Genomic DNA, 15,535 nt, shown 5'->3' on the forward strand with positions numbered 1-15,535 from the left:
CGGCGGGTCGGGTGGCGGTGGGGTCGGTCACGGGCGCACCGCCGCGGCGGTGTCGTCCTCGAGCTTCTGCAGCGCGTCGGAGAGCGCCACGAGCCGCGCGTCGGACTCGGGCAGCGCGTCGACGAGGATCGCGGCGACCTCGGGGCGCGGTCGTCCGGTGACGGCGGCCGCGGCATCCGCGATCTCGTGCACGGTCGCGGTGCGCGGCATCCCGAGCAGGCGGCCCAGCCGGGCCGTGGTGCCGATCCGGATCGCGTCCAGCGCGTGCACGCGGGCGCCGGCGCGCTCGTACAGGCGCGCCCGCCCCTCCATGGTCTCGCTCGCGCGCACCGTCACGGGCAGGTTCTCGACGACGACCCGGCCGAGGCGGCGTCCACGCCAGAGCGCGGCGGCCAGCGCCGTGACGAGCAGCAGCAGCATGAGCGGGGTGACCCACGGCGGCGTGAGGTCGGCCAGGCTCGCGGGCGGCCCGCCGCCGCCCAGGTCGTCGAAGCCGGGCAGGTACCAGATCAGGGCATGGTGCCCGCCGAGCAGGTTGAGGGCGAGGGCGGCGTTGCCGTCGTGGACGACCGTGCCGTTCTGCAGGGCCGCGCCGACACCGAGGACCGTCGTGCGCACGCCGTGCGCCTCCAGCTGCACGATCCCGGCTCCGCCCTTCGCGCGCAGGCACGACGTGGCGCCGTCCGCGTGCCGTGCGTCGTAGAGCCGACCGCCGCCGCTCACCGTGCCGGCCGTGCGCACCGCCGGCAGGTCGCAGTCGGCGTGCAGCGTCGCCGTCGTCCGGCCGGCGGCGTCGACACCGGGCACGAGATCGCCGAGGGTCGCGAAGCCGGGCTCCACGAGCACGAGGTCGCCGGCGGCGGCGCGCAGGCGGCGATGCTGGGCGGCGCTGAGAAGCTCCTGGGGGTCGTAGACGACCACCGTCGTGTCGAGCGGGTCGCGCACGGCGCCCTCGGTGAGGTCGAGGGAGCGCGTGATCGTCACGTGCACGCCGTGCTGCTCGAGCACCTGCACGACCGCCTCGGCGCCGTTCGGGCCCGGGTTGTCGGCGGCGAGGTCGTCGGTGCTCGACTGCGGCTGCAACGCGACCGCGAACAGCACGCCGGTGACCACGACGGCCACGAGCACCAGCGCGATCCAGGGCCCGACCCGCCGGCCGGTGCGGCGCAGCGTGGGGGTCTCGATCACCACGGGGCCGGAGGCCGACGCCGTGCTCATCGCACCGTCTCCGCGAGTTCCTGGAGCGACTCGGCGTGCTCGGGCCGCGCGTCGCGCAAATCGGCCTCGAGCATCCGGATGCGCTCCCACTGCTCGACGGTGCCGGCCGCGCCGAGGTAGCGCACGCTCTCGAAATCGCTCGCGCCGACGCCCAGCCGCCCGGCCGCGACCGGGAACGCCTCGCCCGCGCCGCGCGCGAAACCGCGGGCGGTGGTCCCGGGGAAGCTCGAGACGACGGCGCGCTCGTCCAGCCTCCGGGCGAGAGCGCGGAACATGTCGGCGATCGCCGTGGCGTAGTCGCCCGCGGCGGCGGCGCGCGCGGCATCGCGGCGCAGCGCGTCGGCATCCCGATCGTCGTCCTCGCCGAAGAGCTCGCCGCCGGCCCTGCTGCGCCGGTTGAGGCGCGGCGCGCCGTACTTCACGAACACGATGACGAGGATGGCGGCGAGCGCGGCGATCCCGAGGACCGACACCAGCCCGCTGACGTCGGGGAACCCGCGCGGTCCCGACGTCGGGACGATGCTCTGCAGCCAGTCGAGGAACGACCGCAGGATCTGCTCGAACAGCCCGGGCCTGCCGGCCTGGTACTGCGCCTTCGACAGCTCCTGCTCGAGCCAATACTGCGCGACCGGGGCGCTCGGGTCGACCGGCACGTCGATCCGCACCCACGGGGCGATCATGCGCGCTCCGGCCGGCGGAAGGGGTCGGGAAGACCCGCCCGCGAGCCCGGGGGGTGCTCGACGTAGCGCGCGAGCTCGAGGTCGAGCCCCTCGCGGCGCATCCGGAGGTCGACGTACAGCAGCGCGGTCGTCGCGGTCGTGAGCACGACGCCGACCGCCGTGATGAAGGCCCCGACCAGCTGGCTCACGAGGGTCGTCACGATGAGCGCCGTGCGCTCGGACTCCTCGGTGAGACCGTTGGGCAGCAGCAGCGGGATCGCGAACTGGATGAGGAGGTTCAGCGGGAGCATCAACAGTCCCTGCGCGAAGCCGACCATGACCGAGACGAGCAACCGGATGCCGAGCACCCGCCAGAAGCCCCCGCGCGTGAGCCGCCAGGCGCGCGTCACGGCCGACCGCATCCGGAGCCGCTCGACGACGAGCGTCGCGGGCACGAAGGCGAGCCGGGTCGTCAGCCAGAACCAGAGCACGAGACCGCCGGGGATCGCGAGCACCGTCAGCAGGACGGCCACGGCCGCGCCGACGCCGCCCCCCGCGACGCCGATGCCGATGATGACCCCCGTGACCCCTCCGACCGCGACGACGGTGGCCGCGGCGATCAGGAGCGCCCACCCCAGCACGGCTCCGCGTCGACCCGTCGTGCGGCGCCAGATCGCCCCGCCGCGTCGGCGTTCGCCGACCGTGGCGCCCGCGACGGCGAGCGACACGACGGCGAGCACGAGCTGCGTCGCCGCCAGGTTGAGCACGCTGCCGCCGGCGAAGCCCACGACCGCGCTGCCGAGCCCGTCGAAGAGCGCGCCGGCGGACGCCGTGTCGTCGGACCCGACCGCGAACACGGTGGACAGGAGGGAGAGCGTGCCGAGCGCCTGCACGACGGCGACGGCGAGCGAGACGAGCAGCGCGGGACCGTAGACGGCGAGGGCGTTGCGGCGCAGGATGCCGAACGCGCCCCCGATGACGGCGCCGAGCGTCAGCGGTCGCAGCGGCACGAGCCCCGGGCGCGGCGGCGGCGTCCAGCCGAGGGCCGGCGGTCCGGGCGGCGCGAGCAGGGGTGCGGGGGCGGCGGCGGAGCGGGCGGGCTCGCGGAGGCGACCGGGGGGCTCCCACTGCCGGTCGTCGGTCACTGCGCTCCTGCCGTTGACTTCCCCTCACGAGGCGGGCATGGCTCACGTTACCCTGGTGCGAAAGATCGGCGAGGTGGATGAACGCACGGATCCTGGTGGTGGACGACGACCCCTCGATCGCGGAGATGATCGGCATCGTGCTCCGCGGTGAGGAGCTCGAGCCCGAGTTCGCCGACGACGGCGCGAGCGCCCTCGTCGCCTTCCGCGAGCGGCGGCCCGATCTCGTGCTGCTCGACGTCATGCTGCCGGGCATGGACGGCATCGAGGTGTGCCGCCAGATCCGCGCCGAGAGCGGCGTGCCGGTCATCATGCTGACCGCGCGCGGCGACACCGCCGACGTCGTCAAGGGGCTCGAATCCGGGGCCGACGACTACGTCGTGAAGCCCTTCAACCCCAAGGAGCTCGTGGCCCGGGTGCGCGCGCGGTTGCGCCCCGCACTGCCCGAGACCCCCGAGTCGATCCGGATCGGCGACCTCTCCATCGACGTCGCCGGCCACGAGGTGCGCCGCGGCGCGACGCGCATCAACCTCACGCCGCTCGAGTTCCAGCTGCTCCTCGCGCTGGCCGCGAAGCCGCAGCAGGTGTTCACCCGCGAGATGCTCCTCGAGCAGGTCTGGGGCTACCACTACAAGGCCGACACCCGGCTCGTGAACGTGCACGTGCAGCGGCTCCGGGCCAAGGTGGAGGCCGACGCCGACGACCCTCAGATCGTCACCACCGTCCGCGGGGTCGGGTACCGCGCCGGCGTCGCGACCTGACGCGCGCCGCCGCCTGCCGGCGTGCTGGCCCGGGGCTCGGCTTGCTGGCCTAAGGTCTGGGCATGCGATTCGACTGGCGGGGATGGCTGGAGCGCCTCGTGCGCGTCTGGCGCCGGTCGCTGCGCGTGCGCGCGGTCGCCGTCACGCTCCTCCTCTCCACGGTCGCGAGTCTCGCGATCGGGGTCTACATCGCCGTGAGCGTGCGCGGCAACCTCTTCGATCAGCGCCGCGAGCAGATCGTGGCCGAGGCCGGTCGCGCGACAACTGCGGCGCAGAGCGTCTTCACCCAGTCCTCCGCGTCCGACGACCCCACCGACATCGACGACGCGGGGGATCGGGCGATCGACGTGATCGTGCAGGGCGTCTCGACGCACCCGCTCATCGCGCTGCAGCGGGCGCCCGGGCTGGGCGGCATCCCGGCGCTCGAGGATCGACAGAGCCCGGCGTTCTCCGACGGCATGGTGAGCGACGCGCTGCGGGCGGCCGTGCGCACGGGCGGCCTCGACAAGGTGTCGTGGCAGTCGATCGGGCTCGTGGACCCGAAGACCGGCGCCACCTCGCCGGGGGTCACCACCGGGTCGCTCGTCGACATCCCGGGCGCCGGACGCTACGAGCTGTTCCTCGTCTACGACCTCGGCGACGTGCAGAACACGCTGAACTTCGTGCAGGGCACCCTCGCCCTCGGCGGGATGGCACTCGTCATCCTGATCGGCGCGGTGGCGTACATCATCGTGCGGCTCATCGTGGGTCCGGTGCGCGAGGCCGCCGACACGAGCGAGAAGCTCGCCGCCGGCCAGCTCGAGGAGCGGTTGCCCGAGCGCGGCGACGACGAGCTCGCGACGCTCGCCCGGTCCTTCAACCGGATGGCTGACAGCCTGCAGCACCAGATCTCGCAGCTGGCCGACCTGTCGCGGCTGCAGCAGCGGTTCGTCTCCGACGTCTCGCACGAGCTGCGCACGCCGCTCACGACCATCCGGCTCGCGGGCGACGTGCTGTACGACCACCGCGAGGAGTTCCCGCCGGCGACCAAGCGCACGGCCGAGCTGCTGCACGCGCAGACCCAGCGCTTCGAGGTGCTCCTCGGCGACCTGCTCGAGATGAGCAGGTACGACGCCGGCGCCGTGCAGCTCGACATCGAGCCGACCAACCTCGTGCGCCTCGTCGAGGACGCGGTCGAGTCGGTGCAGCCGGTCGCCCAGGAACGCGGGACGGCGGTACGCGTCATCGCCCCGGGCGGCTACTTCGAGGCCGAGGTCGACGCGCGTCGCATCCGCCGCATCCTGCAGAACCTGCTCGGCAACGCGATCGACCACGGCGAGGGGCGGCCGATCGACGTGCACGTCGACAGCGACGCGGACGCCGTCGCGATCGCGGTGCGCGATCACGGCATCGGGATGTCGGCCACCGAGACCCAGCGCGTGTTCGACCGGTTCTGGCGGGCCGACCCCTCGCGCCAGCGCACGATGGGCGGCACCGGCCTGGGTCTCGCGATCGCGCAGGAGGATGCGACGGTGCACGGCGGTCTTCTCGAGGTCTGGTCGGCGCCCGAGCAGGGCTCGTGCTTCCGTCTCACCCTGCCGCGGCGTCGCGGCGATGTGGTGCACGGATCGCCCATCGAGCTGCCGCCCGCCGAGCCCGCCGACACGATCGAGGCCGCGTCGTGAGGCGCCGGATCGCGGGGCCGGCGACCGGGCTCGTCGCCGCGCTCGTCGCGCTCGTCGCCCTCGCCGGCTGCGTCACGATTCCCACCGGGGGCGGCGTGAGCACCCAGCGCATCGAGCAGGACCAGGGCGGGGACGGCACCATCCGGGCGGTGAGCGGGCCGGACAAGGGGATGACACCGAGCGAGATCGTCGCCGGCTTCGTGCGCGCCGGTGGCGGACCGCAGGGCGGCTATCAGGTCGCCAAGGAGTACCTCACGAGCTCCCTCCAGTCGACGTGGAAGCCGGGGGCGTGGACCCTCATCAGCGACACCCCAGTAGCGCCGGAGGCCGACCTGTCTCCGACCGCCGCCGCCGCCGACTTCTCGGTCGGGCTCGAGGTGGTCGGTCTGATCGACGCGACCGGGGTGTACACGGCGCAGAGCGCGGCTCAGCGGGAGCTGTCATTCCATCTCGTGAAGCAGAAGGGGCAGTGGCGCATCGACCGGGCGCCCGACGGCACGGTGCTGCGCACCCGCGACCTCGGCTCGATCGCCCGGCCGTACGACCTCTACTTCTTCGACCCGGGCTACGACTACCTCGTGCCCGACCTCCGCTGGTTCGCCGACCTGGGCGGCGACGGCAACCTGCAGCGGATCGTCGGGGCTCTGCTGGCGGGACCGGCCAAGTGGCTCGCCTCGCCCGTCGTCGTGTCGGCGTTCCCCTCCGGCACCCAGCTCGGCGGCCCGCCCATCGCGGACTCGGGTGAGATCACCGTCGACCTCAGCTCGGGAGTGGCCGATGCCGGCGCCCTCCAGCAGGCCCGGATGCTGCAACAGCTCACCTGGAGCCTGCGCGCCCTCGACGTGCACGCGGTCTCGATGACCGCGAACGGGCTCGCCGTGCCCGCGACGGAGGGCTCGTCCGCCAACGGGTCGCCGAGCGTCACCTACGAGGCCATCGGATCCGATGGCAAGGTCTTCGGCGCCGTCGGTGCGACCGGCGTCAACGCGCTGCCCTCGATCGGCGCAGATGTGCAGTCGCTCGCGCCGACGGCGGTGACGCTCGGCCATGACCGCACCACGGCGGCCGTGCTCGGCACAGGCGGGGTGAGCCTGGTGACGCCGGACGCGCATCCGGTCGTCGACGCACGCAGCGGCCTGCTGGCTCCCGCGCTGGATCCCGAAGGGTACGTTTGGAGCGCGCAGGCCGATCCCGGATCGCTCATCGCCGTCCGCGGCGACGGCCGACAGCACGCCGTCCCCCTCACGGTCGACGGGCGCCTGGTCTCGATCGCGGTCTCGCGCGACGGCACCCGCCTGCTGGCCGGTCTCGCCACCGACACCGGGTCGCGGCTCATCGTGCTCGGCATCCAGCGCGACAAGGATGGGGCGCCCACCGGATTCGGCACCCCGCTCGAGGTGGCCGTCGACTCCTCGCGCCCGATCATCGACGCCGCCTGGGTCGACGCCGGCTCCGTCGCCGTGATCTCCGGCGAGCCGTCGGGACTGGACGAGATCACCGAGTACGAGCTCGGCGGGCTGGCCACGCCGCACGGTGTCGTGCGCGCGGCGCGCTCGCTCGCGGCGGGGGCGACCGGATCGGGCTTCGACGCGGTGCGCGTGCTGCTCGCGTCCGGTCAACTCGATCAGCCGAGCCTGGGCGACGACTGGCAGGCGACCGGCGCCAAGCTCACCCTCCTCGGCACGCAGCAGTAGCAGGGCATCCACCGATCTCCGCCGGCGTCCCCGCGGTGCCCGCCGGGTCGGCCAGAGTCCCGCCATGCCCGAGACACCGCTGCGCGCCGCGCTCCTCGACGCCGCCGCGCTGCTCCTGCCGGTCGTATGCGCGGGATGCGGTGCCGACGATCGCGCCCTGTGCGGCGCGTGCATCGCAGCCCTCGCCCCCGTGCCGCGTCGTCGGGTGCTCGCCGACGGCACCGCGGTGCTCGCCGGGCTGGGGTACGAGGGCATCGCGCGCGAGGTGATCGTCGCGATGAAGAGCGACCGTCCCGGTCTCGCCGGGCGCCTGGCACCGGCGCTGATCGCGGCGGTCGCCGCGGCTCGCGCGGAGGCGGTCGAGGGCGGCGCGGCCGACGGCGTGCTGGAGCTCTGCGCCGTGCCCTCGACGCGGCGTGCTCGCCGTCGTCGCGGATACGACCCGGTGCGCCGCACCCTCGCGGCCGCCGGATTCCGGGTCGCGCCGGTCTTCCGCGCGGCACGGCCGCATCCCGCCCAGAAGACGCTGAGCGCGACCGCGCGGGGCAGCCACCTCGCGGGCGTCTTCGTCGCGCGAGGGCCTCTCGACGGCCGCCGGTTCCTGCTCGTGGACGACGTCGTGACGACCGGCGCCACCCTCATGGCCGCGGCCGACGCCCTCCGCGAGGCGGGCGCGCAGGTGCTCGCCTACGCCGCCATCGCGTCGACGCCGCGGCGTGTCGCCGGGTTCGGAGGCGATGCTGCGACGACTCATCGCAACCCCTCAGGCCCCGCCGGGTGACACGGGGGGCCCCGCGGACTAGCGTGGCCCGAAAGGCGTGGAACCGCCTGATCGGCAGTCCCCACGCGAGAGCGCGAGAGCGAAGGAGGCTGCGATGGACATCACGATCACCGGTCGTGGAGTGGGGATCCCGGACCGGTTCGAGGACTACGCCACCGAGAAGGCCGACAAGGTCTCCGCCCTCGCGGAACGGGCGCTCGCCCTCGAGATCCGGGTCTGCCGCCACCACGAGAAGTCGAGCGGCGCGAACGGCGACGACCGCGTCGAGCTGACCCTCATCGGCCCCGGACCGATCGTGCGCGCCGAGGCGGGCGCCGCGGACAAGTACGCCGCATTCGATCTCGCCCTCGAGAAGCTGATCGAGCGCATCCGGCAGGCGAAGGACCGCCGCAAGATCCATCGCGGGCAGCACCGCCCCGCCTCGATGCGGGAGGTGACCGGCAACGGGCGGGTCGCCGACGTCGTCCCGGCGAGCATCGACGTGCTCGAACGCGTCTCCACCGGATCGATCGCCGTGCTCGAGGACGAGCACGAGGACGAGCCGTGGAGCCCGGTCGTCATCCGGCAGAAGGTCTTCCCGGCCGAGCGGATGACGCAGGAGGAGGCCGTCGACCGCATGGAGCTGGTCGGCCACGACTTCTTCCTCTTCGTCGACGCCCGCACCGACCGGCCCAGCGTGGTCTACCGGCGGGTCGGCTGGGACTACGGAGTGATCTCGCTTCAGGAGGAGTGACGCCCCGCCTCAGGTTGCGACCGCTCCTCATTGGTAGAGTCACCATCTGGTAACGGCCGCCTCCTCGGCGTGCCCGGATGTCTGGAGATCCCGTTGGCCAATCCCCTCGAGAGGGTCCTGCGCGTCGGCGAGGGCCGCACCCTGCGTCGCCTGAAGAACTACGCGACGGCGGTCAATCACCTGGAGGAGTCGTTCGAGGAGCTGAGCGACGAGGAGCTCACCGCCGAGACGGTGCAGTTCCGCGAGCGCTACGGCAACGGCGAGTCGCTCGAGGAGCTGCTGCCGGAGGCGTTCGCCGCCGTGCGGGAGGCCTCCAAGCGCACGCTGGGCATGCGTCACTTCGACGTGCAGCTCATGGGCGGCGCGGCCCTGCACCTCGGCAACATCGCCGAGATGAAGACCGGTGAGGGCAAGACGCTGGTCGCGACGACCGCCGCCTACCTCAACGCGATCGCGAGCCGCGGCGTGCACGTCATCACGGTCAACGACTATCTCGCGAGCTACCAGTCGGAGCTCATGGGGCGCGTGTACCGGGCGCTCGGCATGACGACGGGCGTCATCCTCAACAACCAGGACCCGGCGGAGCGCCGTGAGCAGTACGCGGCCGACATCACCTACGGCACGAACAACGAGTTCGGCTTCGACTACCTGCGCGACAACATGGCGTGGTCGGCGAGCGACATGGTGCAGCGCGGCCACCAGTTCGCGATCGTCGACGAGGTCGACTCGATCCTCATCGACGAGGCGCGCACCCCGCTCATCATCTCGGGCCCGGCGTCGGGCGACGCGAACCGCTGGTTCACCGAGTTCGCCTCGATCGCCCGGCGCCTCGTCGACGGCGAGGACTACGAGGTCGACGAGAAGAAGCGCACCGTCGGCGTGCTCGAGCCCGGCATCGAGAAGGTCGAGGACTACCTCGGCATCGAGAATCTGTACGAGTCGGCGAACACCCCGCTCATCTCGTTCCTCAACAACTCGATCAAGGCCCGCGCGCTGTTCAAGCGCGACAAGGACTACGTCGTCATGAACGGCGAGGTGCTCATCGTCGACGAGCACACCGGCCGCATCCTGGTCGGGCGCCGCTACAACGAGGGCATCCACCAGGCGATCGAGGCCAAGGAGGGCGTCGAGGTCAAGGCCGAGAACCAGACCCTCGCGACCGTGACCCTGCAGAACTACTTCCGCCTCTACACGAAGCTTTCCGGCATGACCGGGACCGCCGAGACCGAGGCGGCGGAGTTCATGTCGACCTACAAGCTCGGCGTCGTGCCGATCCCGACGAACAAGCCGATGATCCGCAAGGACCAGTCCGACCTCGTCTACAAGAACGAGACCGCCAAGTTCGATCAGGTCGTCGAGGACATCGTCGGGCGCCACCGCGAGGGCCAGCCGGTGCTGGTCGGCACCACGAGCGTGGAGAAGAGCGAGTACCTCGCCCGGCTGCTGGCCAAGCGCGGGGTCAAGCACGAGGTGCTGAACGCGAAGAACCATGCGCGGGAGGCCGCGATCGTCGCGCAGGCCGGCCGCCTGGGCGCCGTGACGGTCGCGACCAACATGGCCGGCCGCGGCACCGACATCATGCTCGGCGGCAATGCGGAGTTCCTCGCCGTGGCGCAGCTGCACGAGAAGGGCCTCAGCCCCGTCGAGACGCCCGAGGAGTACGAGGCCGAGTGGGACAGCGTGTACGCCACGGTCAAGAAGCAGGTGGAGGTCGAGGCGCAGAAGGTCATCGACGTCGGCGGGCTCTACGTGCTCGGCACCGAGCGGCACGAATCGCGCCGCATCGACAACCAGCTGCGCGGCCGATCCGGGCGTCAGGGCGACCCCGGCGAGAGCCGGTTCTACCTGTCCCTCGAGGACGACCTCATGCGCCTGTTCAACGCGGGCGCGGCGCAGGCCCTCATGGGGCGCGGCAACGTGCCCGACGACCTGGCGATCGAGTCGCGGGTGGTGAGCCGTGCCATCCGGTCCGCCCAGTCGCAGGTCGAGGCGCGCAACGCCGAGATCCGCAAGAACGTGCTCAAGTACGACGACGTGCTCAACCGCCAGCGCGAGGCCATCTACGGCGACCGCCGGCACATCCTCGAGGGCGACGACCTGCACGAGCGCGTGCAGCGCTTCCTCACCGACGTCGTCGACGAGGTCATCGAGGAGCACACCGCCGAGGGTCAGAGCGACGAGTGGGACCTCGACGCGCTCTGGACCGAGCTGCGCACCCTGTACCCGGTGTCGATCACGCCGGACGAGGTCGTCAGCGAGGTCGGCACGAAGGGCCGGTTGAGCGCGAAGGCGCTCAAGGACGAGGTGATCTCCGATGCGAAGCTCGCCTACGCCCGCCGTGAGGAGCAGCTCGGCTCCCCGGCCATGCGCGAGCTGGAGCGGCGCGTCGTGCTCTCGGTGATCGACCGTCGCTGGCGCGACCACCTGTACGAGATGGACTACCTCAAGGACGGCATCGGACTGCGCGCGATGGCGCAGCGCGATCCGCTCGTCGAGTACCAGCGCGAGGGTTTCTCGCTCTACCAGTCGATGATGGGCGCGATCCGCGAGGAGTCGATCGGCTTCCTCTTCAACCTGGATGTCGAGGTCACCGGCCCGGACGGCACGGTCGAGGCCCGCGGCCTCAGTGCCGCCGAGCAGCAGGCGCTGTCGTACTCGGCCCCGTCGGACGACGCGTCCGGTGAGGTGGAGGTGCGCGACCAGAGCGGCCGGCTCGAGCGCGGGGCGACCGAGCGCGCGCAGCGCCAGGCGGCCTCGTTCGAGGACGCGGTCGCGCCGCCGACCGAGGAGCAGGCGCCGCAGGGGGGTCAGTCCGGCGGCCAGTCCGGTGGCCAGCGCGCGGGCGGTCAGCAGGCCGGCTCGGGGCGCGGTGCGTTCGGGCAGCGTGCCGGCAACGGCGAGGCGGCGCCCATGAACCGCGCCGAGCGCCGCGCGCAGCAGAAGCGCCGCTGACGCGGGGCCCGAATCCCAGCCGTGAAGCTCCGGCCCCTCGTACGACGGGTCGGAGCCACGTCACTTCTCCGGACGGTTCGCTGTGGGCGGCGCCGATCCGCGCCGCCACGACTACAGCACGGCGCCGATCCGCGCCGCCGCGACTACAGCACGCTGATCGCGGTCGCGCGCCAGCGCCGGTCGAGACCCTCGAGCCGGATGGCGACGGCGCGCGAGCGCGCCCGGTTGTGCACGACGACGACCGCCTCGACGACGCCGTCGCGCGGTTCGCACACGCGCACCGATCCGAGACGGAACGCCGGGCGAGCCACCGGCTGGCCGCGCACCTGGCGGGCGCGGGCCGCGAGCACCACGCGCTTCAGCAGGCTCCGGTAGACGTCGTCGTCGACCCAGCGGGCGATCTGCTCGAGGTCGCGCGCGCCGGCGAGGATCTCGATCACGCAGCGGGTGAGGTTCTCGAGCAGCGGCTGCGGATCGGGCAGCGATCGCGTGGAGGCGGGTTGCTGACCGAAGAAGTCGTCGGTGTCGAGCCGGCCCCGGCTCCTCGGTGCTACCTCGACCCGGATGGGCTGAACGGCCGCCGTGCTCATGTCACCCCCGGTGATCCCGTTTGTCCCCCGACCGGGGGTGCCCACACCTAAGCACGACTCACGAAGCGCTGTCGATGGGCAGATCTCCCCTGTGGACAGATCCCTCCCGACCGGCGTTCCGGGTGGCACGGTCGCGGGGTGCGCTGGGACGACCTCTTCGCCGACCTCGAGAGTCAGCTGGAACAGGAGCTCGGCGCCGAGGAGCTCGACGTCGCCGCCGAGGAGGAGCGGCTGCGCCTCGGTCGGCTCACCCTGCGCGACCGGATCGTGGCGTTCTCCGGCCAGCAGATCGTCGTCGAGCTGGTCGAGGGCACGCGTGTGGAGCTGCGGGTCGAGGCGATCGGCCGCGACTGGGTCTCCGGTGCGGCGACCGGCGCGCGGGCGGCGTCGTGCCTCGTGCCCCTCGACGCGATCGCGGGACTGCTGGCGGGCGCGACGCCCGTCGCCGGGGCGCTCGAGCCGACGCCCGAGCGCCCCGACGCCCTCTCCCGGCGCCTCGGCCTGTCGTTCGTGCTGCGCGACCTGTGCCGCCGGCGCTGCCCGGTCGACGTCACGACCGCCTCCCGCGCGCTGCACGGCACCATCGACCGGGTCGGGCGCGACCACGTCGACCTGGCCGAGCACGACCCGGGTGAACCGCGCCGGCCGGGCGCGGTGCGTGCGGTACGGATCCTGCCCTTCGCAGGCATCCGGATGCTGCGGTTCTGAACGCGGTGTCTCAGTCGCGCCCGGCGAACAGCTCCGGCACGTCGGCGAACTCCGCCTGGTGCCAGAGCCCGCGGCGGCGGTTCTCCTCGTACTTGTCGGCGATGTAGTCCTCGAGGCGATCGCGCTCGATGCGCCAGTGCCCGCTGGTGCCGACCTTGATCGCCGGCAGCTCTCCGGAGCGCACCAGCGCATACGCCTGGCTCGCCGAGATGTTCAGGATCTCGGCGGTGTCGGCCAGGGTCAGGAACCGTCCCAGCCCGCGGGGATCGCCGTCGGATGCCGTCATGACAGCGATTATGGGCGCCGGGGGAGGCCGGTGACCGGAGTGTGGATAACTCCCGGGATGCCCGCGCTGTGCGGGCGAGCATGGTCGCCATGTCCGCTCCCGCTCCCGCCTCCACGACCCGCCGCCGGCGGTTCGCCGACCCGCGGCTGTTCATCGGGCTCCTGCTCGTCGCGGCCTCGGTCGCCGCCACCGTCGGGATCGTCGCGTCCGTCGACCGGCGCACCGAGGTGTACGCGGCGGCCGGTCCGCTCGAGCCGGGGCAGCGCATCGACGCCTCCGACCTCGTGGCGCGCGGCGTGGCGCTCGACGGCTCGGACGCGCTCTACCTCGGCGTCGGCGACATCCCGCACGGCGGCCTGGTGATCACGCGTCCGGTCGCGCAGGGCGAGCTCGTGCCGGCGTCGTCCGTCGGCCGCCACGCGGACGCCGACGACACCTCGCTCGTGCTGCGGCTCGCGACGCGGGTCAGCGGTGCGGTGAAGGCGGGGGCCCGGGTCGACGTGTGGTCGGCCGCTCCCGTGACGGCGCTCGCCGTGACGACGGACGGCGCCGACCCCGACGGCGACGGCATCGCCCCGCCGTCGGTCATCGTCTCCGACGCCACCGTCGTCCGGGTGCTCGACGGCGATCAGACCCTGACCGCGGACCATGAGGGCAGCGTCGTCGAGGTGCGCCTGCCGCGCTCCCGCGTCGCCCGCGTGCTCGCCGCGATCGCCGCCGGCGACGACCTGGCGATCGTGCCCGCCGGCCTCGGCCTCTCGGACGCGCCGTGAGCGACGTCGCCCTCGCGCTGCCGCTCGCCGAGGAGGAGGCGCTCGCCGCCGACGCGGCGCGGCACGGACACCGGGTCGTCGCGCGCTGCTCGGGCGGCGACGAGCTCGCCGGCCGCCTCGCGACGACGGCGCCCGACCTGGTGGTCTGCGGCGCCGGACCGCAGTACCTGGGGCGCCCGCTGCTCGACGCGTGCGACCGGCTCGGCGTGCGGCTCGTGGTGATCGCGTCGGAGCCCTCGGAGCGGCGACATGCCGCGGGACTGGGGGTGCTCGACGTGATCGAGGGCCCGGCGGGCTGGGAGGCGATCCTGCCGCGCGGGGGCGGGGCGGCATCCGGAGCGGACGACGCCGACGAGGTCGACGAGCGCACCACGCTGCGCCCCCCGGGACGGCGCGTGGATCGCGGCACCGTCGTCGCGGTGTGGGGCCCGGTCGGCGCGCCGGGGAGGACGTCCATCGCCGTGGCGCTGGCCGCGGAGCTCGCCGCCGGCGGCGGGGCCGTCGCGCTCGCCGACGCCGATACCCATGGCGCGTCCGTGGCGCCTGCGCTCGGGCTCCTGGACGAGGCGCCCGGCTTCGCGGCCGCCTGCCGCCTCGCGCCGACCGGCGGCCTGACCGGCGCGGAGCTCGACCGCATCGCGCAACCGCACGGCGCCGGTGCGCTCCGGGTGCTCACCGGCATCGGCCGCGCGAGCCGCTGGCCCGAGCTCGGCGGCGACCGCGTCGAGGGGGTGCTCACGGCGCTGCGGGCGTGGGCGCCGATGACGATCGTCGACACGGCGGCGAGCCTCGAGCAGGACGAGGAGCTCTCCAGCGACCTCGCCGCGCCGCGACGCAATGCGGCGACGATCGCCGCGCTGCGGGCCGCCGATCGGGTGGTCGCGGTCGCGGCGGCCGACCCGGTCGGCCTCGCCCGCTATCTCCGCGTGCACGCCGACCTGCTCGAGCTGGTCGACCCGGATCGCGTGGTCACCGTGGTCAACAAGGTGCGCGCCGGCGCGATCGGGCTGGGTCCTGGGGCACAGGTGCGGCAGACCCTCGCCCGCTTCGGCGGTGTGCGCGACCCGCTGCTGGTGCCCTGGGATCCGGCCGCGTTCGACGCCGCATTGCTGAGCGGGCGTCCGCTGCCGGATGCCGCACCCCGGTCGCCGGCGACGGCCGCCATCCGCGAGCTGGCGGCGCGCGTCCGGCCCGAGGGCGACGGCGGTGTCCGGCCCTCACCGGGGCGCCGGCGCCGACCGTGGGCCCGGCCGTCGGAGTCGAGACGCACGGCTTAGTCTTTTCAGCATGTCGACCCTGTCCGAACTCGCCGTCGCGCAGGGTCGATCGGAGGCGGACGTCGAGTGGCTGCACCTGCTCGTCGCCGATGCCCAGCTCATCGCCGACCTCGCGTTCGCCGACATCGTGCTGTGGCTGCCGACCTCCGACGGCGGCTTCATCGCCGCGGCGCACTCGCGCCCGTCGTCCGCCGCGACCCTCTTCTACCGCGACTTCGTGGGTCAGCCGATCAAGCCGGAGTGGCGTCAGCAGGTGTCCGATGCGTTCGCGACGGGCGGGATCATCGACACCGCCGC

Annotated in this window: 15 protein-coding genes; 10 read left to right on the forward strand and 5 right to left on the reverse strand. The window is 73.4% G+C overall.

Annotated features, from left to right (window positions below):
- Positions 1 to 27: 27 nt before the first annotated feature.
- Genes ABD285_RS07410 through ABD285_RS07420 form a run of 3 tightly spaced genes read right to left on the reverse strand, consistent with a single transcriptional unit; the run spans position 28 to position 3,022 of the window.
- Positions 28 to 1,218, reverse strand: coding sequence for a DUF4350 domain-containing protein (locus ABD285_RS07410; protein WP_344201595.1), 1,191 nt, complete (start codon positions 1,216 to 1,218; stop codon positions 28 to 30).
- Positions 1,215 to 1,898 (reverse strand): DUF4129 domain-containing protein, encoded by a 684-nt coding sequence (locus tag ABD285_RS07415; RefSeq protein ID WP_284253190.1) that lies wholly within the window; start codon positions 1,896 to 1,898, stop codon positions 1,215 to 1,217. The genes ABD285_RS07410 and ABD285_RS07415 overlap by 4 nt, the downstream gene beginning before the upstream one ends.
- Positions 1,895 to 3,022, reverse strand: a complete 1,128-nt coding sequence (locus tag ABD285_RS07420) for a glycerophosphoryl diester phosphodiesterase membrane domain-containing protein (RefSeq protein ID WP_344201598.1) — start codon at positions 3,020 to 3,022, stop codon at positions 1,895 to 1,897. The genes ABD285_RS07415 and ABD285_RS07420 overlap by 4 nt, the downstream gene beginning before the upstream one ends.
- Positions 3,023 to 3,099: 77 nt before the next feature.
- Here ABD285_RS07420 and mtrA point away from each other — a divergent pair, with 77 nt between their 5' ends.
- From mtrA to secA, 6 genes are all read left to right on the forward strand, one after another.
- Positions 3,100 to 3,780: an MtrAB system response regulator MtrA gene (mtrA, locus tag ABD285_RS07425; protein WP_284253187.1), complete on the forward strand. Its 681-nt coding sequence runs from the start codon at positions 3,100 to 3,102 to the stop codon at positions 3,778 to 3,780.
- Between the two features lie 62 nt (positions 3,781 to 3,842).
- On the forward strand, positions 3,843 to 5,444 hold the full coding sequence (mtrB, locus tag ABD285_RS07430; RefSeq protein WP_284253186.1) for an MtrAB system histidine kinase MtrB: 1,602 nt from the start codon (positions 3,843 to 3,845) through the stop codon (positions 5,442 to 5,444).
- Positions 5,441 to 7,138 carry an LpqB family beta-propeller domain-containing protein gene (locus tag ABD285_RS07435; protein ID WP_284253185.1) on the forward strand — a complete coding sequence of 566 codons (1,698 nt, stop codon included), beginning with the start codon at positions 5,441 to 5,443 and terminating at the stop codon, positions 7,136 to 7,138. Before mtrB ends, ABD285_RS07435 begins: the two co-directional genes overlap by 4 nt.
- A 64-nt stretch (positions 7,139 to 7,202) precedes the next feature.
- A complete protein-coding gene (locus ABD285_RS07440) occupies positions 7,203 to 7,919 on the forward strand; it encodes a ComF family protein (protein ID WP_284253184.1) in 717 nt (238 codons plus the stop codon).
- Between the two features lie 94 nt (positions 7,920 to 8,013).
- Positions 8,014 to 8,652: a ribosome hibernation-promoting factor, HPF/YfiA family gene (gene hpf / locus ABD285_RS07445; RefSeq protein WP_284253183.1), complete on the forward strand. Its 639-nt coding sequence runs from the start codon at positions 8,014 to 8,016 to the stop codon at positions 8,650 to 8,652.
- 93 nt (positions 8,653 to 8,745) lie between these two features.
- Complete coding sequence (secA, locus tag ABD285_RS07450; protein WP_344202461.1) at positions 8,746 to 11,604, forward strand: preprotein translocase subunit SecA; 2,859 nt, start codon at positions 8,746 to 8,748, stop codon at positions 11,602 to 11,604.
- 143 nt (positions 11,605 to 11,747) lie between these two features.
- On the opposite strand, the gene ABD285_RS07455 is transcribed toward secA, so the two are convergent.
- Positions 11,748 to 12,194 carry an Rv3235 family protein gene (locus tag ABD285_RS07455; RefSeq protein ID WP_284253182.1) on the reverse strand — a complete coding sequence of 149 codons (447 nt, stop codon included), beginning with the start codon at positions 12,192 to 12,194 and terminating at the stop codon, positions 11,748 to 11,750.
- Positions 12,195 to 12,332: 138 nt separating this feature from the next.
- Between ABD285_RS07455 and ABD285_RS07460 the strand changes: the two genes are divergently transcribed.
- Entirely contained in the window at positions 12,333 to 12,902 is a 570-nt protein-coding gene (locus tag ABD285_RS07460; RefSeq protein ID WP_284253181.1) for a hypothetical protein, read from the forward strand.
- 10 nt (positions 12,903 to 12,912) lie between these two features.
- Here the strand turns inward: ABD285_RS07460 and ABD285_RS07465 are convergent, their stop codons facing one another.
- Positions 12,913 to 13,188, reverse strand: a complete 276-nt coding sequence (locus ABD285_RS07465; RefSeq protein ID WP_284253180.1) for a helix-turn-helix domain-containing protein — start codon at positions 13,186 to 13,188, stop codon at positions 12,913 to 12,915.
- Positions 13,189 to 13,277: 89 nt separating this feature from the next.
- Between ABD285_RS07465 and ABD285_RS07470 the strand changes: the two genes are divergently transcribed.
- The 3 genes from ABD285_RS07470 to ABD285_RS07480 all read left to right on the forward strand — a co-directional run.
- The gene (locus ABD285_RS07470) at positions 13,278 to 13,961 is read left to right on the forward strand and encodes a hypothetical protein (protein ID WP_284253178.1); all 684 of its coding nucleotides are present in this window, start codon (positions 13,278 to 13,280) and stop codon (positions 13,959 to 13,961) included.
- Positions 13,958 to 15,238 (forward strand): CpaE/TadZ family protein, encoded by a 1,281-nt coding sequence (locus ABD285_RS07475; RefSeq protein WP_344201607.1) that lies wholly within the window; start codon positions 13,958 to 13,960, stop codon positions 15,236 to 15,238. Before ABD285_RS07470 ends, ABD285_RS07475 begins: the two co-directional genes overlap by 4 nt.
- 10 nt (positions 15,239 to 15,248) lie before the next feature.
- The coding region (locus ABD285_RS07480; RefSeq protein WP_344202463.1) for a histidine kinase N-terminal domain-containing protein at positions 15,249 to 15,535 on the forward strand (287 nt) is incomplete at its 3' end.

It is taken from the genome of Pseudolysinimonas kribbensis (assembly GCF_039531715.1).
Lineage (GTDB): Bacteria > Actinomycetota > Actinomycetes > Actinomycetales > Microbacteriaceae > Pseudolysinimonas > Pseudolysinimonas kribbensis.

Coding starts and splice junctions, on each gene's coding strand:
- ABD285_RS07415 (WP_284253190.1), bottom strand. CDS start 1,898: ATGATCGCCCCGTGGGTGCGGATCGACGTGCCGGTCGACCCGAGCGCC.
- mtrB (WP_284253186.1), top strand. CDS start 3,843: ATGCGATTCGACTGGCGGGGATGGCTGGAGCGCCTCGTGCGCGTCTGG.
- ABD285_RS07455 (WP_284253182.1), bottom strand. CDS start 12,194: ATGAGCACGGCGGCCGTTCAGCCCATCCGGGTCGAGGTAGCACCGAGG.
- ABD285_RS07470 (WP_284253178.1), top strand. CDS start 13,278: ATGTCCGCTCCCGCTCCCGCCTCCACGACCCGCCGCCGGCGGTTCGCC.
- hpf (WP_284253183.1), top strand. CDS start 8,014: ATGGACATCACGATCACCGGTCGTGGAGTGGGGATCCCGGACCGGTTC.
- ABD285_RS07465 (WP_284253180.1), bottom strand. CDS start 13,188: ATGACGGCATCCGACGGCGATCCCCGCGGGCTGGGACGGTTCCTGACC.
- ABD285_RS07440 (WP_284253184.1), top strand. CDS start 7,203: ATGCCCGAGACACCGCTGCGCGCCGCGCTCCTCGACGCCGCCGCGCTG.
- mtrA (WP_284253187.1), top strand. CDS start 3,100: ATGAACGCACGGATCCTGGTGGTGGACGACGACCCCTCGATCGCGGAG.
- ABD285_RS07410 (WP_344201595.1), bottom strand. CDS start 1,218: ATGAGCACGGCGTCGGCCTCCGGCCCCGTGGTGATCGAGACCCCCACG.